The following is a 20,427-nucleotide window of genomic DNA, read 5'->3' as shown; positions in this document are numbered from 1 at the left end:
ATCGTAGCCGCAGCGGCCCGCCACCCACGCTTGCAGGACGGCGCCCAGCGGCGAGGACCCGGCGATGGCGGGGCGAACGGCGGGCCCATGCGCCATCCCCAGCTGCATGCTGCCCTCCGGACGGCGGCGCTCCACGCCGGGCGCGAGCTCGCCCGGCGGGTGGACGACGGCGACGAGGTCCCGTTCGAGCTGCTCGAGCACACCCGCGGATCGTCGCGTCGGCCGGACGCCCCGACGCTCTACTCCTACCGGCCGCTGGTCGGGCTCTACGTCGAGCGCCACGGCGACACCCTCGGCCGGCTGCCGGCCGTCGCCGAGGCCGCCCACGCGATGGTCGCCTCGTGGGGCGTCGAGGCCTACCTGGAGGCCCGCGGCGTCTCTCGCCCGCCGGCCGACCCGCACGCGCGGGCGGCGCTGGCCGTGCGCCAGTTCCTCGAGCGGCTGTTCGAGGACGCCCCCGACTTCGAGGTCGTCGACGAGCACTTCGAGCGGGCCTTCGCCGAGCTCGACGCCGTCCTCACCACCGACGCGACCGAGACCGTGGTGGCGATCCCGCTGACCGGGGTCGAGGTCGAGCTGGGGACGGTGGCGATCACCCGCGGGGTGGCGCTGCAGCAGCCCGAGACCCTGCGCGGCGAGGTCCCCGAGGCGGCCCTGGCCGGCCCCGACGGCGGCCTGGCCGACGCGGTCGCGACGCTCCGCTGGGGCGCGCGGCCGGGATCGCCCGACACCCCGCGGCGGGCCCGCGAGGCGGCCCGGCGGCTGGTCACGGCCCTGCGCCTGCACTGCCCCGGCGCGGCGCCGGCGGCCGGGGCGCTGGTCTGGCTGCGGCCGGCCGACGGTCCCTGGCGGGCGATGGCGCTCGGCGGCACCTTCGCCGCCCGCGGCCACGTCGTGCTGGGCGTCGACGACGTCCCCGACCTGCAGGCGTTCGTCGAGCTGGTCGCCCGCCGCCTGCCCGAGCAGGGCGAGGTCGCCTGGGCGCTGCGGCGCTGGACGCTGGGCCTCGACCGCGACCGTCCCGAGGAGGCGCTGAGCGACCTGCTGCTGGCGGGGCGCGCGCTGCTGGAGCCGGAGGGCCCCCGCAGCGGGCGGCTGGCCGGACGGCTGGCGGCGCTGGTGGCCCCGGCCGAGGAGCGGGCGGCGCTGGCCCAGCGGCTGGCCGCGCTGGCGCTGACCGAGCAGGACGTGATGGCCGGCAGCCGGCGGCTGGGCAAGGACCTGCCCGAGCGGGTCGACGAGCTGGCCGACTGCCTGCGCGCGGTTCTGCGGGACTGCGTCTGCGGCCACCTCAGCGGCGACCTCGTGGTGGTGGCCGAGGAGGTCCTGGACGGCGCGATCGTCGAGCCGGAGGACGCTCGCGTGCAGCTGCGCGACCGGGTGCTGGCCGCCGTCCGCCGGCCGCTGGCCCCGCGCGAGCCGGCCTGGCGCCCGGCGCCGGCGGCCCGTGACCGCTGGACCGCCGAGGAGCCGGCCGACGAGCCGACCTGGGACGAGGAGGACGGCTGGGAGGAGCAGCCCGCCGCGCCCCGCGGTCGTTCCGACGACGAGCTGGACGCCCGCTCCCGCCAGCGCTGGCAGGACGACCACGCCGACGCCGACCCCGACGACGGCGACGACGAGGCGACCTGGGACGACGAGCCGGCCGCGGTCGAGGCCGCCCGCCCGCCGCACGAGGACGACCCGACCGGCGAGCGGCCGCCGATCCACGTGATCGACCGCCGCGGGCGAGGCCCGGTGGTGGAGGAGGAGCCGATCGCCGAGGAGGAGCCGGTCGCCGACGAGGCCGGTCCCGCCGCGACGATCGGCCCGGCGGTCGCCTGGACCGCCGCCGGCGACGAGGAGCCGCCCGCGATCGACGTCGAGGAGCTGCTGCGCGACGAGCGGCTGGCCGAGGCCGACCGCGAGGCGCTGTGGCTGGAGCAGACCTGGGACGAGCCGCAGCTGGCCGAGCGGACGGACGACGACGACGCCACCGGCCCCTGGCCGGTCGCCGCCAACGGCTGACCGGGTCGCCCACACCCCCCCCCGGCCGCGCGCCGCTTGGTACCGCATCGGTAGCAAACGGCGCGCGCTCGGCTGGCCGGCCGCCGGCCGTGCGGTTACAGTGCTGCAACCATGAGGAGCTGCCTGGCGGTCGTCGTCGTCCTGATCGCGTTCGCGCTGCCGACGCCGGCGCTGGCCGACGGCCGCTGCGGCGCGCATCCGTGGTGCGACACCGCCAAGGGCCCCGACGAGCGGGCCGCGCTGCTGCTGGCCGCGATGAGCGACCAGGAGAAGATCTCGCTGCTCGGCGGGGACGACGTCGCCGGCGGCCTCGGCGGGCTCGGGGCGGCCGTCCCGACCGGCACCGGCAACGGCATCCCGCGGCTCGACGTGCCGCCGCTGCGGCTGGTCGACGGCCCCAACGGGATCCGCCAGGGCCGGGCGACTCAGATGCCGGCGCTGGTCTCGCTGGGCGCGAGCTTCGACCGCGAGCTGGCCGCCCGTCACGGCCGCACGATCGCCGAGGAGGCGCGGGCGAAGGGCGACGACGTCGTCTACGGGCCGGGGGTGAACATCGTCCGGACCCCGCTCGGCGGCCGCTCGTTCGAGTACCTCGGCGAGGACCCCTACCTGTCGTCGCGGCTCGGGGTGGCGTGGATCGAGGCGGCCCAGGCGACCGGCGTCGTGGCCGACGTCAAGCACTACGCGCTCAACAACCAGGAGGGCGCCGACGGGATCCCGCCGATCGGCGGCACTCGCGGCGGGCGGATGTTCTACAACGCCGTCGTCGACGACCGGACCCTGCGCGAGATCTACCTGCCGGCCTTCGAGGCCGCGGTCCGCGAGGCCAACGTCGGCACCGTGATGTGCGCCTACAACCGCGTGGCGCTCCAGTACGCGTGCGAGAACGAGCGGCTGCTGGAGACGATCCTGCGCCGCGAGTGGGGCTTCAAGGGCTTCACGATCGCCGACTACGGGGCGGCCCGCAACACCTACGCGTCGCTCGAGAAGGGCCTCGACTTCGAGCCCTGGCCGGGACTGATCTACAACCCGCTGCTGATCAACGCCGGGCTGCTGCTGGGCCAGACCAGCCAGGCCGCGATCGACCGCCACACGGCCCGGATCCTGCGGACGATGTTCGCCTACGGCATGTTCGACCGGCCCGCCTACCCCGAGGACGACCGCCTGATCGACCAGCCGGCCCACGACGAGGCGGCGCGGACGATCGCCGAGGCGGGGACGACGCTGCTGCGCAACGACGGCACGCTGCCGCTGCGGCCCCGTCGCGGCGGCCGGATCGCGGTGATCGGCGCCGCCGCCCAGGAGATCGTCAGCGGCGGCGGCTCGTCGGCGGTGACCCCGTTCGCGCACGTCACCCCGCTCGACGGGCTGCGCCAGCGGGCCGCCCGCGACGGCGTCCGGGTCGACTACGACGACGGCGCCGAGGCGGGTCGCGCGGCGGCGCTGGCGGCCGGGGCCGACGCGGTCGTGGTCGTGCTCGGGGCCCCGACCACCGAGGGCACCGACCGCTCGTGCCTGGCGGTCGCCTGCCCCGGCGAGAGCGAGGCGCCGAACCACGATCCCGACGGGCTGGTGCGGGCCGTCGCCGGCGCCAACCGCCGGACCGTCGTGGTGCTGCAGACCGGCGCTCCGGTCCTGACCCCGTGGCGCGACCAGGTGGCGGCGCTGGTCGAGGCGTGGTTCCCCGGCCAGGCCGGCGGCACGGCGATCGCCCGGGTGCTGTTCGGCGACGTCGATCCCGGCGGACGGCTGCCGGTCAGCTTCCCGGCCTCGGCGAACGACGGCCCGACCGCCAACCGGCCCGAGCGCTACCCCGGCGAGCCGAACGGCGACGTCCACTACAGCGAGGGGGTGCTGGTCGGCTACCGCTGGTTCGACCACGAGCGGGTCCGCCCGGCCTACCCGTTCGGCTTCGGGCTCTCCTACACGACCTTCGCCTACCGCGACCTGCGCGTGGCCGCCGACGCGGTCGAGGCGACCGTGGTCAACACCGGCACGCGGGCCGGCAGCGACGTCGCCCAGCTCTACGTCGGGATGCCGCAGCCGGCGCCCGGCGTCGTCCAGCCGCCGCGGCAGCTGAAGGGCTTCCAGAAGGTCCGGCTGGCCCCCGGTGCCAGCGCCCGCGTCCGGTTCCCGCTCGACCGCCGCTCGTTCTCCTACTGGGACGTCCGCCGCGACCGCTGGACGATCGCTCCCGGCTGCTACCGGATCGAGGTCGGCCGTTCCTCGCGCGACGTGCTGCTGCGCGGGGTCTACGGCCAGGGGCGGCGCGACTGCCCCGACCCGAACCCGCCGGCCGCCGTCGCCCGCGCGCCGCGGCTGACGCTGACCGTCGGCCCGCGGACGCTCGTCGCCGGCCGCACGACGACGGTCCGGGTGCGGGTGCGGACGGTCGCCGCCGACGGCCGCGCCCGCGCGGTCCGCGGGGCGCGGGTCGCGATCGTCGGCCGCGGCGGTGCGGTCCGCAGCGACCGCCACGGCCGTGCCCGGCTGCGGGTGCGGGCCGACCGCGCCGGCCGGCTGACCGTCCGCGCCAGCCGCCGCGGGCAGCGACCGGCGCGGGCGGCCCTGCGGGTGCGCTAGCCGCCGGCCAGCGCGTCGCGGACGGCGGCCAGCGCCGGCAGGTCGAAGACCTCGTGGTCGAAGGTCGGGACGACCGTCGGCCGCGGGTCGCCGACCGCCGCCGCCAGCTCGGCCACGATCGCCCGGTCGCGGGCGGCCAGCGCTCGGTGCTCGTCCCAGGTGCGGCCGACGCGGGCGGCCAGCGGCGCGCCCAGCCGCTCGCTCAGCGCGGCGGTCACCTGGTCGCCGTCGCGCTCGCGGTCCCCGTCGGCGACCACGCTGACCCGGTTGACGACCAGCCCGGTGAAGGGCATCTCGACCTCGCGCAGGTGGCGGCGGAAGAAGACCGCCTCGCCGGCCTGGACCGGGCCGGCGCCGGTCACGATCACGAACCGCGTGGCCGGGTCGCGGAGCAGCGCCCGGACGGCGGTCGCGCGGCGGGCGAAGCCGTCGGTCAGCGGCCCGAGCGCCTCGAAGAAGGTGGCGAGGTCGCGGAGCAGGTCGACCCCGGTCAGCCGCTGCAGCGCCCCCAGCGCCAGCCCGGTCCCGCGCCGCGCCACCCGCGCCGCGATCCCGCCGCGGCCCTGGCCGAGCAGCGCCCGCACCGCCCGTCCCTCCAGGAAGCCGGCGATCCGGTCGGGCGCGTCCAGGAAGTCGAGCGCGTTGCGCGACGGCGGCGTGTCGAGCACCACCACGTCGAAGCGCGGGTCGCGGTGGAGGTCGTGGAGGCGGGCGACGGCGGTGAACTCGTGGCTGCCGCCGGCGGCGGTCGAGATCTGGCGGTAGAGCGGGTTGGCCAGCACCCGCTCGCTGGTCGCCGCGTCCGGGCTCAGCTCACGGACCAGCGCGTCGAAGGTCCGCTTCGGGTCGAGCATCATCGCCCACAGCTCGCCGGGCGGGGCGACGCCGAGCGCGTCGAGGGCCGCCTCCGGCACCCGCTCGGGATCGTTGCCGAGCGCCCCCAGGCCGAGCGCGTCGGCCAGCCGCCGGGCCGGGTCGATCGTGACCACCGCCACCCGCCGGCCCTCGCGCGCCAGTGCCAGCCCGAGCGCCGCCGCGGTGGTCGTCTTGCCGACTCCGCCCGGACCCGCGCAGACGACCACCTGGGCGTCGGCCAGCCGCTCCAGCAGCGGCCCGCTCACGCCGCCGCCCCCGGGGCCGCCAGCCGCCGCAGCCCGGCGCCGAGCCGGTCGGCGAGGGCGCCGATCTCGTCGGGACCGAGCCGCCGCGCCGGCAGGAACGGCAGCGTCACGACCGGCGCCGACGCCTCGCGGCGGAGGCGGGCCAGCTGCCGCTGCTGGTCGTGGGCGCGCTCGGCGTGGCCGCGGGCGGCGACGATCGCCGGGTCGTCGCCGGCGGCGGCCAACCGCTCGCGGTCGGCGGCGGCGAAGCGGTCGGGCAGCAGGCCGTTGGCGATCCCCAGCGTCACCGCCACCCCGGCGCCGCGCCGCAGCCCGCCCTCCAGCTCGATCGCCTCGGAGACGGGCAGCTCCTCGGCGGTCGCGACCACCACCACCGCGGTCTCGGCCGGGTCGACGATCGTGGCGGCGATCTGCTGCCCCTGGCGGGCGACCGGCCCGACCCGGGCGGTGGCGGCGAACTGGGCCGGCGCCCCCAGGATCGTGGCGGCGTGGCCGCTGGCCGGCGCGTCCATCACGCAGAGGTCGTAGGGCTGCGCCCCGGGCGTCCGCCGGCGCGGCTGCGACAGCTCCCAGACCTTGCCCATCGCCAGCAGCTCGCGCATCCCCGGCGTCGCGGCGGTCAGGGCGGTGAAGACCCGGCTGGAGCGCAGCAGCTCGGCCAGCGGCCCGATCGGCAGCTGGTCGCGCAGGTACTCGCGCAGCGCCGCCTCGGGCGAGACCGAGACGTGCCAGAGGGCGTCGCCCCAGGGACCGGGCAGCCGCCGCTCGTCGAAGCGGTCGTCCTCCTCGCCGACCGACTCGCCGGGAGCGACGCCGGCGGCCGGGTCGAGCGTCGCCGCGACGTCGCCGCGGCGGCCAACCTCGGCGATCACGGTCCGCCGGCCCTGGCGGGCGGCGAGGACGGCGAGCGCGGCGGCGACGGTCGACTTGCCGACCCCGCCCTTGCCGGTGACCACGATCAGTCGCCGGTGCAGCAGCTCGCCTGGCATCCGCCGGCGATCCTACGCCAGCGGCCCGATCAGTCGATCACCAGTCCGACCTCGACCCGGCTGACGCGGTGGCCGGCGCTGATCCGGAAGGTCGTCACCCGCGCGCCCGGCCGCAGCGTCCCGAGCGTGCAGACCGATCGCCGCCCGACCGCCGCGCAGCGCAGCCGCGGGTAGGCGCGCCGCAGCGCCGAGCGGGCCGAGCCGACGCCGATCCCGGCCGCGGTCCGCTCGGCCCGGCGGCCGCTGGAGACGGAGATCACCTTCGCGTCCCCGGGGTCGCCGGGGCCGAAGGTCACCGTCAGCCCGCGGTAGGCGTAGACCGTCAGGTTGCCGGTGATCTCGCTGGCCGGGTGGGTGATCCGCGTCGGCGGGCCGAGCCGGTCGCGGACGTCCTGGACGCCGGCGCCGAGGCGGACGCCGGCGATCGAGGATCCGGGGACGATCCGGGCGGCGGCCGGTGACGCGGCGACCAGCAGCGCGGCCGCGCCGGCGGCGGCCAGCGCGGCGGCGCGGCGGGCGCGGGGGCGGGAGGGGAGGGGCGACGACATCGGCCCATCGTGGCGGCCGCGGGGGACGTCACCCGCGTTCGCCGCCGCCCACGGGAAGGAACGGCCGCGTCCCCGGCGAACCCCCGGATCGCAGGCAGTCAACGACGCCCGCAGGAAGATCCCGTGTCGGACCACGCCACCCCCATCCCAGCGCCGGCGGACGCCACCGCGCCCGCCCGCCCGATCGTCATCGTCATGGCCAACCAGAAGGGTGGCGTGGCGAAGACCACGACCACCCTCAACCTGGCCGTGGCCCTCGCGGAGAAGGGCCACCGCGTCCTCGCCATCGACCTCGACCCGCAGGGCAACCTGACGATGTCGCAGGGCCTGGACCCCGACCACGTCGACCCGTCGATGTACCACGTGCTCGTCCAGGGCCGCCCGATCGCCGACGTCACCCACAGCGCCGAGATCGACGTCGCCGCGGCCTCGATCGACCTCGCCTCCGCCGAGGTCGCGATGGCCTCGATGATCGGCCGCGAGCGGGCCCTCGAGCGCGCCCTCCGGGCCGTCGCGGGCGACTACGACTACGTCTGCATCGACACCCCGCCGAGCCTCGGCCTGCTGACGATCAACGCGCTCTGCGCGGCCGACAAGGTGATCGTCCCCGTCCAGGCCGAGTACCTGTCCCTGCGCGGGCTCGCGCAGCTGCGCCATACCGTCGACATGGTCCGCGAGCAGCTGAACCCGAAGCTCGAGATCCAGGGGATCCTGCCGACGATGCTCGACCGCCGCACGGTCCACGCCAAGGAGGCGCTGGAGCTGCTGGAGGAGCACTTCGGCGACCGCCTCTTCGCCACCCGCGTCAAGAAGACCATCCGCTTCGCCGAGGCGCCCGTGAAGGGCATGTCGGTCCTCCGCTACGACCCCGACAGCCTCGCCGCCCAGACCTACCGCGACCTCGCCCAGGAGGTGCTCCGTCCATGAGCCCGCAGCACAACCGTTCCAGCCTCCGCGAAGGTCCGCTGGCCGACCTCTTCCGCCGCACCGACGCGCCCGCCGACGCGATCGCCGACGGGACGACGATCCCGACCGACAGCCGCTACCCGGCGAAGGTCGAGCTCGGCGCCGATCCCGACCAGATTCTCGGCCTCGCCGACGTCGAGCCGAGCGCGGCCGAGCTGGCCGAGCCGACCGTCCCGCTGGTCGCCCAGACCGCGGCGACCGTCGAGGCGTGGGGCGAGCGGCGGCAGCCGATGCACGCGCCGGGCGGCCCGTCGATCCGCGTCGTCGGCGTCGGCGGCGGCGGCACCAACGCCGTCAACCGGATGGTCGAGGCGGGCATCACCGGCGTCGACTTCCTGTCGATCAACACCGACGCCCAGTCGCTCCAGGAGTCGCTGGCCGAGACCACGATCCACATCGGCCGCGCCAGCACCCGCGGCCTCGGCGCCGGGGCCAACCCGGACGTCGGCCGCAGCGCGGCGATGGAGCAGTACGACGACATCAAGAACGCGCTCCGCGGCAGCGACATGGTCTTCATCGCGGTCGGCGAGGGCGGCGGCACCGGCACCGGCGCGGCCCCCGTGGTCGCCCGCGTGGCCCGCGAGCTGGGCGCCCTGACCGTCGGCATCGTCACCAAGCCGTTCGCCTTCGAGGGCCGCCGCCGCGCCGAGTCGGCCGACGCCGGCATCCAGGAGCTGTCGAACGAGGTCGACACCCTGATCGTGGTCCCGAACAACCGGCTGCTGTCGGTGCTCGAGCGCAACACCTCGATGGTCGACGCCTTCAAGGTCGCCGACGACATCCTCCGCCAGGGCGTGCAGGGGATCTCCGAGCTGGTGACCGTGCCGGGCCTGATCAACCTCGACTTCGCCGACGTGCGGACGATCATGGCCGACCGTGGCGCCGCCCTGCTGGGGATCGGCCACGGGACCGGCGAGTCGCGGGCGATCCAGGCCGCCGAGCGCGCGGTCTCGAGCCCGCTGCTGGAGACCTCGATGGACGGGGCGAAGGCGATCCTGCTCTCGATCACCGGCGGCGGCGACCTGTCGCTGTGGGAGATCAACGAGGCGGCGGAGACGATCCGCGAGGCCGCGCACCCCGAGGCGAACATCATCTTCGGCGCGATGGTCGACGAGAAGCTCGGCGACGAGGTCTGGGTGACGGTGGTGGCGACCGGCTACGACCGCCAGCCGCACCTGGAGCCGGAGCAGCCGGAGCGTCGTCGCGTGCGCGCCCCCGAGGGCGAGCCGCGCGTCGAGCGCCGCGCCCCCGCCCCGCGCGAGGCCTACGCGCCGCCGCGGCGCGAGCCGGTCGCGACCAGCGGCTGGAGCGTGCCCGAGTTCCACCACGACGGGCGCTGAGCCCGCCCCAGTCACGCTCGCGTGGCGGATCGCCCCCGGACGCCGGGGATCAACCGCCACGCGAACCTTGGGGTGCGCCGTCGCCATGGGGATCGTCGCCGCTGGTCATCCCCGCACCGCCGAGGTCGGGGCGACCGTCCTGCGGGAGGGCGGCAGCGCCGCCGACGCGGCCGTCGCGGCGGTGCTCGCGTCCTGGGTCTGCGAGCCGCTGCTGACCGGCCCGGCGGCCGGCGGCCACCTGCTGGCGGTCGACCCGGACGGGACGCCGATGGCGATCGACGCCTTCTGCGCCGTCCCGGGCGCCGGCGGCCGACGGGCCGACGCCGCGCCGCTGCGGGCGGTCGACGTCGACTTCGGCGGCGCCCGCCAGGTCTTCCACGTCGGGGCCGCGTCGGTCGGCGCGTTCGGCCTGATCGACGGGCTGGTGCGGCTGCACGACCGCTACGGGCGGATGCCGCTGGAGCAGCTGGCCGCGCCGGCGGTGCGGATGGCGGAGGAGGGCGTCGCGCTCAACCGCCAGCAGGCCTACGTGGCGGCGATCCTCGAGGGGATCCTGCGCTCGACCCCCGAGGTCCGCGCGCTGTGGGCGCCGGACGGCGCGCTGCTGGCCGAGGGCGAGCGCTTCCGCTGCCCCGAGCTGGGGGAGACGATCGCCCGCCTCGGCCGCGAGGGCGCGGCGCCGCTGCGCGACGGCGACCTGGCGGCGGCCTGCGTGGCCTGGTGCCGCGAGCAGGGCGGGGCGCTGACCGCCGCGGACCAGGCCGGCTACCGGGCGGTCGAGCGGCCGCCGGTGCGGGTCGACTACCGCGACCGGACGGTCCTGACGACGCCGCCGCCCTCGGCCGGCGGGCTGCTGCTGGCGCTGGCGCTGGGGCGGCTGGATCGCGGATCGCCGGGGCCGCCGACCGCGGCGGCGCTGGTCGCGGCGATGGCCGAGGCCGAGGACGAGCGGACGGCCGCGTTCGTCGACGGGCTGGCCGAGCCGGGCTTCGCCGACCGGCTGCTGGCGCTGCGGCTGGGGTCGACCACCCACCTCTCGGCGATCGACGACGACGGCCTCAGCTGCGCGGTCACCTGCACCAACGGCGAGGGCTCGGGGCTGGTCGTGCCGGGGACGGGGATCCACCTCAACAACGTGATGGGGGAGGAGGACCTGAACCCGCAGCTGGGCCCGGCCGGCGCGGGGATGGCGCCGTTCGCGTCCGGTCGCCGGCTGCCGTCGATGATGGCCCCGACCGCGGTGATCGGCCCCGGCGGGCTGGAGGCGATCCTCGGCTCGGCCGGGTCGATCCGGATCCGCTCGGCGCTGCTGCAGGTGATTGTCGGCCTGGTCGACCACGGGCGGCCGCCGGGGGCCGCGGTCGAGGCCCCGCGGGTCCACCTGGAGGAGGGCGTGGTCTACCGCGAGCCGGGGGTCGTGGGGGCGGACGGCGACTGGAGCGGCGGCCGGCCGGTGGTCGAGTTCCGCGAGCCGAACCTGTTCTTCGGCGGCGTCCAGATCGCCTGCCGGAACCCCGCCGACGGCCGGCTCTCCGCGGCGGCCGACCCGCGCCGCGGCGGGGCCGTCGCGGTGGCCTGAGCGGCGGGCGGAGGACCGAGGGCCAAGGGCCGAGGGCCGCCGGGGGGGCGAACGTCACACGCCGCCGCTCCCTTCCCCCGCTGTGCGACGTTCACCCCCGCCGGCGACGGTCTTCGTCGCACAGCGCGGGGTCCGCTCTCGCCAAGTGACGTTGCCCCCCCCCGCCGCCGAAGGGGTCGAACCGCCGGCCTCGAACGCCACGTCCGGAACCCGCCGGTCGTGGTTTGGGATGCTGCGCGGGTGTCCCGGCGTCAGTCCCTGCTGCTGCTCGCGCTCGCCGCGACCTGGGGCGGCAGCTACGCGCTGATCAAGGTCCTGCTCGACCACGGCCTGCACTGGCAGTGGATCGCGTCGTTCCGGCTGCTGATCGGGGCCGCGGTGGTGATCGTCGTCGCTCATCGGCGGCTCGGGCCACGGCCGCTGCGCGCGAGCGCGGGACGGAGCATCCTGATCGGGGCCTGCAGCGCCGGGCTGTCGCTGCCGATGATCTCGCTCGGCGAGCGCTGGGTCGCGTCGGGCCTGGCCGGGGTGCTGGTGGCGGCGGCGCCGCTCTTCACCGCGCTCTTCGCCCGGCTGCTGATCCCGTCGGCACGTCTGGGACGGGCCGGGCTGGTCGGCATGCTGGTCGGGTTCGCCGGGGTCGTGCTGCTGTTCGGCGCCGACCTGTCGGGCAGCTCCGACCTGCTGCTGGGCGGGTTCGTGCTGCTGCTGGCCCCGCTCGGCTACGGGATCGGCGCGGTCCTCAGCCGGCTGTGGGCGACCGAGGGGCCGCCGCTGGCCCAGACCGCGGCCAACCTCGGCTGGGCGGCGGCGATCGCCACCGCGATGGCGCTGGTGGCGACGGCGGCGGGCGAGGGCGCTCCGGCGCTGCACGGGGTCGGGCCATGGCTGGCGCTGCTGGTGCTGGGCGCGCTCGGGACCGGGATCGCGTACCTGATCTTCTTCCAGCTGATCGCCGAGATCGGGCCCTCGAAGGCGGCGCTGGTCACCTACGTCGTCCCGATCTTCGCGCTCAGCTACGGGGCGGCGTTCCTCGACGAGGAGATCACCCTCACCGCGGTCGCCGGGGTCGTCCTCGTGATCGTGGGCGTGCTGGTCGCCAACCGGCCGCCGCCGGGCGCTCAGAGCGGCCGCTTGAAGCCGTCGTGGGTGGCCCGGAAGCCGAGCCGCTCGTAGGGGCGGAAGCCGACCGCGGCCGTCAATCGAAGCGGACGACGCCGTTGGAGGCGCTGCGAACCTTGGCCAGGTCGGCGAACTCCAGGTGCTTGAGCGCGGCCCGCAGCAGCGAGAGCAGCTGGCGCAGGCGGGCGTTCTCCGACCGCGATTCGAGCAGCTGCTGCTTGGCCTCGGCCGAGAACTCGACCGAGGCGGCGAGGTCGTAGGAGCTGGCCGCGGTCAGGTCGGCGGGGCTGACGTCGTGCTCGGTCGCCTGGGTCGCCAGCGAGGCGTAGGCCTGGCGGACGGCCGCGGCGGCGTCGTGGTCGACGGTCTCCGAGGCGTCGTCGAGGAACTCCACCTCGGCCGAGGCGTAGGCGTGGCGGTGGTGCTCCTCGACGACCCGGAACGGCCGGGTGCCGCGGGTCAGGATGTCCATCCGCCCGTCGTCGAACTGCTGGAGCACCTCGGTGACCCGCATCGCGCACCCGACCGACCGCGGCCCGTCCTCGTCCACCAGGACGATCCCGAACTCGCGGTCGTCGGCGATGCAGTCGGCTCCGAGCTCCTTGTAGCGCTCCTCGAACAGGTGCAGCGGCACCTCCTCGCCGGGGAGCGCCACGATCCCCAGCGGGAACAGCGGCAGGTCCGGGTCGCGATCGCTCATCGCCCTCCGAGCATACGCCGCCGGTCGACGGACCTCGACGGCAGGGGGCTCGCGGCTGCGAACCTGCGACCCGTGGCCACCCCCGAGATCGTCTGGTTCCGGCGCGACCTGCGCGTCCGCGACCACCCGGCGCTGCACACGGCGGCGAGCGGCGGCAACCCGCTGCTGCCGCTGTTCGTGGTCGATCCGGCGATCGTCGCGGGACCGGCGGCGTCGCGGCCGCGGGCGCGGTTCCTGGCCGACAGCCTGCGCGCGCTCGACGCGGCCCTGCGAGAGCGGGGCGGCCGGCTGGTCGTCCGCCACGGTGATCCGGCGACCGTCCTGCCCGCGCTCGCCGCCGAGGTCGGCGCCGCCGCCGTCCGCTGGACCGCCGACGCCTCGCCCTTCGGCCGCGCCCGCGACCGGCGGGTGGCCGAGGCGCTGCGGGGGCAGGGCGTCGAGGCGGTCGCCCACCCGGGCCAGTACGTCGTCGACCCGACGGCGATCAGCACCGGCAGCGGCACGCCCTACGTCGTCTTCACGCCCTTCGGCCGCGCCTGGGCCGCCGCGCCCCGCCGGGCGCTCGATCCGGCTCCGCGCAACCTCCGCGGCGTCCCCCGGGTCGGCGGCGAGGGGCTGCCGAGCGCCCGCGACCTGGCTCCCGACGACCGGCTGCCGGACGTGGCCGAGCCGTTCGCGAGCGGCGGCGAGGACCAGGGCCTGCGCGCCGCCCGCGCCTGGCTCGACGGGCCGCTCGCCGACTACGCCGACCGCCACGACGCGCTCGCGGCGCCCGGCCGCTCGACCCGTCCCGCCGGCGGCACCAGCGGCCTCTCGCCGCACCTGCGCTGGGGCACGATCTCGCCGGCCTGGCTGGAGCAGCGGGCCCGCGACCGCCGCGGCGAGGGCCCGGCCGCGTTCGTCCGTCAGCTGGCCTGGCGCGACTTCTTCGGCCACGTCTACCGCCACCACCCCGGCGACCGTCACCGCGAGCACCAGCCCCGCTACCGCGCGCTGGCCTGGGAGGACGACGCCGAGGCGCTCGCCGCCTGGCGGGCCGGCCGCACCGGCTACCCGCTGGTCGACGCGGGGATGCGCCAGCTCGCCGCGACCGGCTGGATGCACAACCGGGCGCGGATGGTCGTCGGCTCGTTCCTGACCAAGGACCTGCACGCCGACTGGCGCCACGGCGAGCGCCACTTCCACCGCCTGCTGCTCGACGGCGAGCCGGCCCAGAACGACGGCAACTGGCAGTGGATCGCGTCGGTCGGGGTCGATCCCAAGCCCTACTTCCAGCGGCTCTTCAACCCGGTCCGCCAGCAGCAGCGCTTCGACCCCGACGGCGTCTACGTGCGCCGCTGGGTGCCCGAGCTGGCCCGCGTCCCCGACCGGCTGCTGGCCGAGCCGTGGCGGATGAGCGAGGACCAGCAGCGCGACGCCGGCTGCGCGATCGGCCGCGACTACCCGTCGCCGATCGTCGACCACGCCGCCGAGCGCGAGCACGCCGCCGCCCGCTACCGGGCGGCCGGCGAACGCTGAACGGCCCCAGGCTCAGCCGGCGGCGCGGCTGGCCGGCGGCAGCACGGCCTCGACCGGGCGCGGCCCGACCAGCTCGGCGTAGACGTCGGCGGTCTCGCGGGCGATCTCCGCCCAGTCGAACCGCAGCACGTGCTCGGCCGCCCGCGCCACCACGCCGTCGCGCAGCGCGCGGTCGGTCAGCAGCCGCTCCATCAGGTCGGCCAGCGCGCGCGGATCGCGGGAGGGGAAGCGCATCCCGACCGCCTCCTCGGGGACGACCTCGCGCAGGCCCCCCGAGTCGGCCACGATGCAGGGGCAGCCCGAGGCCATCGCCTCCAGCGCCACCAGCCCGAACGGCTCGTAGATCGACGGCACCACGCAGAGGTCGGCGATCCGGTAGAGGGTGTGGAGGACGTCGTCGCCGATCCAGCCGAGGAAGGTGCCGTGGGCGTCCAGCCCCAGCGCGGCCGCCTGCCGGTGCAGCTCCTGCTCGTGGGTGCCGGATCCGGCGACCAGGAAGCGGACCTTGCCGACCCGCTCGATCACCCCGTCCGGCCCGCCCATCGCGTCGAGCGCGAACTGGAAGCCCTTCTCGTAGACCAGCCGCCCGACCAGCAGCACCAGCTGCTCTTCCGGGGCGGCGTAGCGGGCCCGGACCGCAGCCAGGTCGCCCGAGGGCCGCAGGTCGGCGGCGTCGATCCCGTTCGGGATCACCGTCACCCGCGACTCGTCGATCCGGTAGATGTCGGCGATGTGCCCGCGCATGTAGTGCGAGCAGGCGATCACGCGGTCGGCGCGGCGCGCCATCCAGGTCTCGATCCCGTGGATGTGGCTCTGCGGGTGCTTGTCGACCCAGCCCTGGTGGCGGCCGTACTCGGTCGCGTGGACCGTGGCGACCATCGGCACCCCGGCCCGTCGCGCCAGCCGGTCGGCCGCCGACGCCACCAGCCAGTCGTGGCCGTGGACCAGGTCGAAGCGCTGGTCGGCCATCAGCGTCAGGCCACGGGCGACCATGTCCTCGTTCATGTCCGCGATCCAGGCGATGAACGTGTCGAGGTCGCGCGGGCGGGCCGGCTCCGGCACCCGGTGGACGACCACCCGCGAGCGGACGGCGTCGGTCGAGACGACCGCGTCGCCACGGGTCAGGACGTGGACCTCGTGGCCCTGCTGGGCCAGGTTCGTGGCCAGCTTGTGGACGTGCCGCGCGAGGCCGCCCTCGACGATCGGGGGGTACTCCCAGCTGAGGATCAGGACGCGCATCGGGTCACCGTCGCGCCGGCGTCCCGTCCAGGAACGGGGCGAGATTGCGCAGCGCGGGCGCCGCAGACCCTAGCGCCTCCAGCTCGCCGACCAGCGCCTCGGCGTGCGAATCCGACCGACGGTCGGGATAGTCGCCGGCCGTCCGCCGGGTCCGCAGGAACGCCCAGTCCGAGGCCTGGACGGCCAGCAGCTCGCGCCAGGCGCGGGCCGTCGCGCGGCCGCCGAGCGCCGTCACCCGCAGCTCCAGCGCCCGCGCCCGGACCGCCATCGCGGCCACCTGCGGGCCGCTCCAGGTCCAGAGCGTCCGCGGCGTGCCCCAGGTGGTGGTCCGGCGGGCGGCCGGTGGTAGCGGCGCGACCGCCCCGGCGGCGCGGGCCTCGGCGGCGGCGCGGTCGGCGTCGACGATCTCCAGCCCCTGGGCGCGGGCCTCGTCGAGCAGCGCCTCCAGCCACCACGGGCCCTCGATCCACCAGTGGCCGAGGAACTCGGTGTCGAGCGCGATCACGGCCAGCCCGCCGTCGCGCAGCCGCTCGCGGGCGGCGCGGACGAAGGTCGCCGCGTCGGCCCGGGCCCGGTCGCGGGCGCGGTCGGGATCCCACGGCGAGCCGTCGTTGGCCCACGGCAGCAGGTCGAAGGTCGTCCGCCGGTGGCTGTCGCGGTAGGCCCCGTCGGCCGGCATCGCCCCGTCCGACCAGACCAGGTCCATCAGCCGCCGGTCGATCGGCAGCAGGGTGGTGCCGGCGGCGGTCGCGTAGGGCCGCAGGTGGGCCGGGTCGCCGAACCCGAGCACGTCGGTCAGGTCGACGCAGCTGGCGCGGACGCCGGCCTCGGCCAGCACGCCGTCGAGCGCCGGGTCGTAGGCGCACTCCGGCAGCCAGAAGCCGCCCGTCCAGCGGCCGCCGCGGCGACGGTGGGCACCGATCCCGCCCGCCACCTGGGCCCGCAGCCCGGCCGGGGTGGCCAGCAGCGGCAGCACCGCGTGGGTCGCCGACGAGGTCCAGCGGGCGTGCCGCAGCAGCGCCCCGCCGACGTCGCCGTCGCGGCGGTCGAAGGCCCGACGGGCCTCGCGGTAGATCTCGCGCAGGACCTCGAGCGCCCGCGCCTCGGCCGGGTAGCCGGTCTCGGTCAGGCCGGCGATGTCGCGGGCGTAGGTGTCCTCGCGGACGTCGTCGAGGAAGGCCCGGAAGCGGTCGGGGACGCCGTCGGCCGCCAGCTGGTCGGCCAGCACCGGCGTCACCGAGAGCGTCAGCCGCTCGCCGTCGGGATGGCGGTCGAGCAGCTCCAGCAGCGGCAGGTAGCAGGTGGCGGTGGCCTCCCACAGCCACTCCTCGCCGAACGGCCAGGTGCCGAAGCCCTCCACGTAGGGGAGGTGCGAGTGGAGGACGACCGCCAGCCGTCCCTCGCCGCTCATCGCCGCTCCGGTCCGCCGGCCGCCCGCGTGCCGGTCAAGGCCGCACGACGGCGACGAAGTCCAGCGCCTTGTCCAGGTCAGCGCCGTCGGCGGCCGTCCGCAGGACGAAGTCGGAGGCGGCGATCGCGGGCGTGAACCAGCCGTAGAAGGGCTTCGTGATCCGCAGCGCCTTGTGCAGCCGGTCCCAGCCCAGCCGCTCGATCGCGAACTGGTGCAGGGCCAGCTTGCGGTGGTGGAAGAGCCCGTGGATCTCGACCCGCGAGAAGTGCCGCTCCAGCAGCTCGCGGTACTCGTCGGCCCGGTACTCCTTGATGTGCCAGGGGTTCTCCGACTTCTCGGCGCCGTCGGGGGCCAGCGTCAGCAGGTTCGGGGTCGAGACGTAGGCCTCGCCGGCGGGGCCGATCAGCTGCTTGAACCGCTCGAGGATCGCGTCCGGATCCTGGACGTGCTCGATCGTCTGCAGGAAGACGACGACGTCGGTCGGCGCGTCGTAGGTCTCGACCAGGGTCCGCTCGAACCGCAGGTTGGGGCGGACGTAGCGCAGCCGCGCGTGCTCGTGGGCCTCGGGGTTGGCGTCGACCCCGACCACCTCGGCGGCGGTCCGGGCCAGCACGGCGGAGCCGTAGCCCTCGCCGCAGGCCAGGTCGACGACCCGCTGGGGGCCGGGGCGCTGGGCCAGCCGCTCGGCGATCCACTCGTAGACCACCAGGTGCCGCCGGTACCAGTAGTTCTCCTCCGGCACGTCGGGCAGGGTCCGCTCGCCCGTCAGCTCCAGCGGCGGGACGCCGGGCGGCTGGTTGCGCTGGACGTAGCGGGTCTCGGCGGCGGGCATCGCGCCGCCAATCTAGCGGTGGCGGGTCCGGGCGGCCCCTCCGACGGGGCCGGGGACGACGGGCGGTGCGTAGACTCCGGCGATCCATGAGCCCTTTTCCGACCACCGGTAGCGCTGCGGCCGAGCCGGAGACCGCCGAGCGCATCCGCGACGTCAACACCCGCTACCACGACGGGGCGGCCGCGCACTACGACGAGAAGTGGGGCATCGACTGGGGCGAGATCGGGCGCGACCAGGTCCTGCAGAAGGTCCACAAGCTGCTGGGCAAGCCGGCGCCGCGGTTCGAGCGCTCGCTGGAGATCGGGGCCGGCACCGGCTACTTCAGCCTCCACCTGCTGAAGGCCGGGCTGATCGGCCAGGCGACCGCGACCGACATCTCGCCGGGCATGATCGCCGCGCTCGAGCGCAACGCCGAGACGCTCGGGCTCGAGGTCGAGACGGCCGTCGCCGGGGCCGAGCAGCTGCCGTTCCCCGACGCCAGCTTCGACCTCGTCTGCGGCCACGCGATCCTCCACCACATCCCCGACCTGGAGCAGGCGTTCGCCGAGTTCCACCGGGTCCTGAAGCCGGGCGGGGTGGTGCTCTTCGCCGGCGAGCCGTCGCGCAACGGCGACAAGCTGGCCGCGATCCCGAAGGGCGCCGCGCTGCGGGTCGCGCCGGTCTGGCGGCGGCTGGTGCGGGCCTCGCCGGCGGTCAGCGGCCACGACGACGGCGGCGAGGAGAACCACGCGCTCGAGCACCTGGTCGACGTCCACGCGTTCCTGCCGGTCGAGCTGCGCAAGCCGGCCGAGGCGGCGGGCTTCGCGACGGTCGACGTCCAGGGCGAGGAGCTGGCCGCCAACTGGTTCGGCTGGTTCAACCGGGCGATGGAGGCGACCGCCAACCCGGACGACATCCCCTGGGCCTGGCGCCGCTACGCCTTCCGCGGCTACCTGCTCTTCCAGCAGCTCGACCGGCGCCTGCTCGAGGGCCGGCTGCCGGCCGGGGTCTTCTACAACCTGATGGTCACCGCCCGCAAGGCGGACTGATCCCGGGGGACGCCGCGGCGTCCCCCGGAACCTCGCCGCTACTCCGCCGCGCTCCAGGCGCTGGTGGTGTAGTCGGCGGCGCGCGCGAACCACTGGCCCTTGCTGCTGCCGCGCTTGTCGCAGAAGCTGCCGCCGTCGGGCCGGTCGGTGCAGGTGAACCAGCTGAACTCGTTCAGCGCGCCGACGCCGCCGCCCGGGTCGAGCACCAGCGGGTCGAGCGAGATCGGGCCGACCTTGCGCCAGGTCCGCCGCATCGCCGGGTCGATCTTGCGCTGGAAGCGGGTGTGGGCGACGGTGTTCGTGCGGCCGTAGTAGTAGGCCTCGATCGCCGGGTAGCCGTTGCCGATCGCGCGGATCGCGTAGCCGCCGGCCGGGCGGCGCTTGATCGTGACGTCGTAGTCGACGCTCCAGGCGCCGGGCGAGATCCGCTTGCCGGCCGCGCTGACGGTGAAGTCGTTGGTGACCGAGTTGACCAGCGACGCCTTCACGTGGACCCCGCCGCCCTCGTTGCGGAGCGCGACGTCGTTGGTGCTGCGGGCGTGCCAGTCGGTCGAGTGGACCGCGTCGAAGTTCGACCGGACCGCGATCGGCAGCGCCGGCACGTGCTGGCCCCCGCGCAGCCCGCGCGGCACCGGGTAGTCCTTCACGCAGGGGTAGGGGATCTTGAACTTGGTGCAGATCCCCGGGCCCTTGATCGACTTCGGCAGGAAGGTCGCGACCGTCGTCGGGGTCACGGTGAAGGTCGTCGCGCCGGTCTTCGTGTTCCAGGCCAGCGTCGCGCGGGAGCGGTGGACCGCGGCCGGATCGGCGCTGAAGCCGCGGCCGTCGCCGACCAGCAGCCGGCCGCCGGCGACCGCGTTGGGGATGAACCAGCGCAGCAGCACGATCCCGTCGTCGCGGTTGCGGGCCCCGAGGTTGCGGCTGACCCGCTTGTAGCCGGCCGGCACCGCGCCGAAGCCGGCGGCGTTGGCGGCGTTGTAGAGCGCCGAGGTGGTGGGCGCCGGCGGCTTGCCGGTCTTGCAGCGCGGGACGCCCTTGATGAACCCGGTGGTGAAGGTCCGGATGTAGTAGTCGGGCACGTAGTAGGCGCCGACCTTGTCCCAGATCGTCGACCCGTAGGCGTTCTCGCCGGTGGTCTGGCAGCTGATCCGGACCCACTGGCCGGCGCGGACGTGGTCGACCTTCGCGCGCGGCTCCAGCTTCGGGGCGGTGCGGCCGTCGAGGCTCTGCCGCACGAGGTAGGTGTTGGTCGCCTTCCAGGGCCGCGGCGAGGTCACGCGGTCGGCGCTGGCGACGGCTGGGGCCAGCAGCGCGGCGGCGGCGACGCCGGCCGCCACCAGGGCGCCGGTCGTTCGCGAACGGGGGGACATGCGGGTGCTCCTTCGGCGGGGTGTCCGGGGGGGGACGGGACGCGGGCACCGTTCCACGCCGGGAGCGCGTGCGG

16 protein-coding genes are annotated in these 20,427 nt (G+C 76.1%); 8 read left to right on the top strand and 8 right to left on the bottom strand.

What is annotated here, in order from left to right:
- Positions 1-87 precede the first annotated feature (87 nt).
- Entirely contained in the window at positions 88-2,007 is a 1,920-nt protein-coding gene (locus SH587_RS09750; RefSeq protein WP_320670407.1) for a hypothetical protein, read from the top strand.
- A 111-nt stretch (positions 2,008-2,118) separates the two neighbouring features.
- The gene (locus SH587_RS09745; protein WP_320670406.1) at positions 2,119-4,590 is read left to right on the top strand and encodes a glycoside hydrolase family 3 C-terminal domain-containing protein; all 2,472 of its coding nucleotides are present in this window, start codon (positions 2,119-2,121) and stop codon (positions 4,588-4,590) included.
- Here SH587_RS09745 and SH587_RS09740 read toward each other — a convergent pair.
- From SH587_RS09740 to SH587_RS09730, 3 genes are read right to left on the bottom strand one after another with little or no spacing between them, the layout of a single operon-like run.
- Entirely contained in the window at positions 4,587-5,711 is a 1,125-nt protein-coding gene (locus SH587_RS09740) for an ArsA family ATPase (RefSeq protein ID WP_320670405.1), read from the bottom strand. The two genes, SH587_RS09745 and SH587_RS09740, sit on opposite strands and share 4 nt — an antisense overlap.
- A complete protein-coding gene (locus SH587_RS09735; RefSeq protein ID WP_320670404.1) occupies positions 5,708-6,700 on the bottom strand; it encodes an ArsA family ATPase in 993 nt (330 codons plus the stop codon). The genes SH587_RS09740 and SH587_RS09735 overlap by 4 nt, the downstream gene beginning before the upstream one ends.
- Positions 6,701-6,729: 29 nt before the next feature.
- Positions 6,730-7,248, bottom strand: a complete 519-nt coding sequence (locus SH587_RS09730) for a hypothetical protein (RefSeq protein ID WP_320670403.1) — start codon at positions 7,246-7,248, stop codon at positions 6,730-6,732.
- 195 nt (positions 7,249-7,443) lie between these two features.
- Between SH587_RS09730 and SH587_RS09725 the strand changes: the two genes are divergently transcribed.
- The 4 genes from SH587_RS09725 to SH587_RS09710 all read left to right on the top strand — a co-directional run bounded on the left by SH587_RS09725 (position 7,444) and on the right by SH587_RS09710 (position 12,309).
- On the top strand, positions 7,444-8,175 hold the full coding sequence (locus tag SH587_RS09725) for a ParA family protein (protein ID WP_320670402.1): 732 nt from the start codon (positions 7,444-7,446) through the stop codon (positions 8,173-8,175).
- A 269-nt stretch (positions 8,176-8,444) separates the two neighbouring features.
- Positions 8,445-9,554: a cell division protein FtsZ gene (gene ftsZ / locus SH587_RS09720; protein ID WP_375341749.1), complete on the top strand. Its 1,110-nt coding sequence runs from the start codon at positions 8,445-8,447 to the stop codon at positions 9,552-9,554.
- Positions 9,555-9,639: 85 nt separating this feature from the next.
- Positions 9,640-11,133 carry a gamma-glutamyltransferase gene (locus SH587_RS09715; RefSeq protein ID WP_320670400.1) on the top strand — a complete coding sequence of 498 codons (1,494 nt, stop codon included), beginning with the start codon at positions 9,640-9,642 and terminating at the stop codon, positions 11,131-11,133.
- A 240-nt stretch (positions 11,134-11,373) separates the two neighbouring features.
- Complete coding sequence (locus SH587_RS09710; protein WP_320670399.1) at positions 11,374-12,309, top strand: DMT family transporter; 936 nt, start codon at positions 11,374-11,376, stop codon at positions 12,307-12,309.
- A gap of 22 nt (positions 12,310-12,331) precedes the next feature.
- Here the strand turns inward: SH587_RS09710 and SH587_RS09705 are convergent, their stop codons facing one another.
- The gene (locus SH587_RS09705) at positions 12,332-12,955 is read right to left on the bottom strand and encodes an LON peptidase substrate-binding domain-containing protein (RefSeq protein WP_320670398.1); all 624 of its coding nucleotides are present in this window, start codon (positions 12,953-12,955) and stop codon (positions 12,332-12,334) included.
- A gap of 72 nt (positions 12,956-13,027) precedes the next feature.
- Here SH587_RS09705 and SH587_RS09700 point away from each other — a divergent pair, with 72 nt between their 5' ends.
- The gene (locus SH587_RS09700) at positions 13,028-14,473 is read left to right on the top strand and encodes a cryptochrome/photolyase family protein (RefSeq protein WP_320670397.1); all 1,446 of its coding nucleotides are present in this window, start codon (positions 13,028-13,030) and stop codon (positions 14,471-14,473) included.
- A 12-nt stretch (positions 14,474-14,485) separates the two neighbouring features.
- Here SH587_RS09700 and SH587_RS09695 read toward each other — a convergent pair whose 3' ends face one another.
- Genes SH587_RS09695 through SH587_RS09685 form a run of 3 tightly spaced genes read right to left on the bottom strand, consistent with a single transcriptional unit; the run spans position 14,486 to position 17,955 of the window.
- A complete protein-coding gene (locus SH587_RS09695) occupies positions 14,486-15,712 on the bottom strand; it encodes a glycosyltransferase family 4 protein (protein ID WP_320670396.1) in 1,227 nt (408 codons plus the stop codon).
- 4 nt (positions 15,713-15,716) lie between these two features.
- Complete coding sequence (locus SH587_RS09690; RefSeq protein ID WP_320670395.1) at positions 15,717-17,123, bottom strand: 1,4-alpha-glucan branching protein domain-containing protein; 1,407 nt, start codon at positions 17,121-17,123, stop codon at positions 15,717-15,719.
- 34 nt (positions 17,124-17,157) lie between these two features.
- Positions 17,158-17,955, bottom strand: coding sequence for a class I SAM-dependent methyltransferase (locus tag SH587_RS09685; protein ID WP_320670394.1), 798 nt, complete (start codon positions 17,953-17,955; stop codon positions 17,158-17,160).
- 86 nt (positions 17,956-18,041) lie between these two features.
- Here SH587_RS09685 and SH587_RS09680 point away from each other — a divergent pair, with 86 nt between their 5' ends.
- Positions 18,042-18,983 carry a class I SAM-dependent methyltransferase gene (locus SH587_RS09680; RefSeq protein ID WP_320670393.1) on the top strand — a complete coding sequence of 314 codons (942 nt, stop codon included), beginning with the start codon at positions 18,042-18,044 and terminating at the stop codon, positions 18,981-18,983.
- 38 nt (positions 18,984-19,021) lie between these two features.
- On the opposite strand, the gene SH587_RS09675 is transcribed toward SH587_RS09680, so the two are convergent.
- Positions 19,022-20,353 carry a hypothetical protein gene (locus SH587_RS09675; RefSeq protein WP_320670392.1) on the bottom strand — a complete coding sequence of 444 codons (1,332 nt, stop codon included), beginning with the start codon at positions 20,351-20,353 and terminating at the stop codon, positions 19,022-19,024.
- Positions 20,354-20,427: the final 74 nt, after the last annotated feature.

Origin of the sequence: Patulibacter defluvii, assembly GCF_034096925.1 — a bacterium.
Taxonomy (GTDB): Bacteria; Actinomycetota; Thermoleophilia; order Solirubrobacterales; family Solirubrobacteraceae; genus Patulibacter; species Patulibacter defluvii.
The sequence above is the reverse complement of the archived record's forward strand: the minus strand, read 5'-3'. Positions and strand labels throughout refer to the sequence as shown.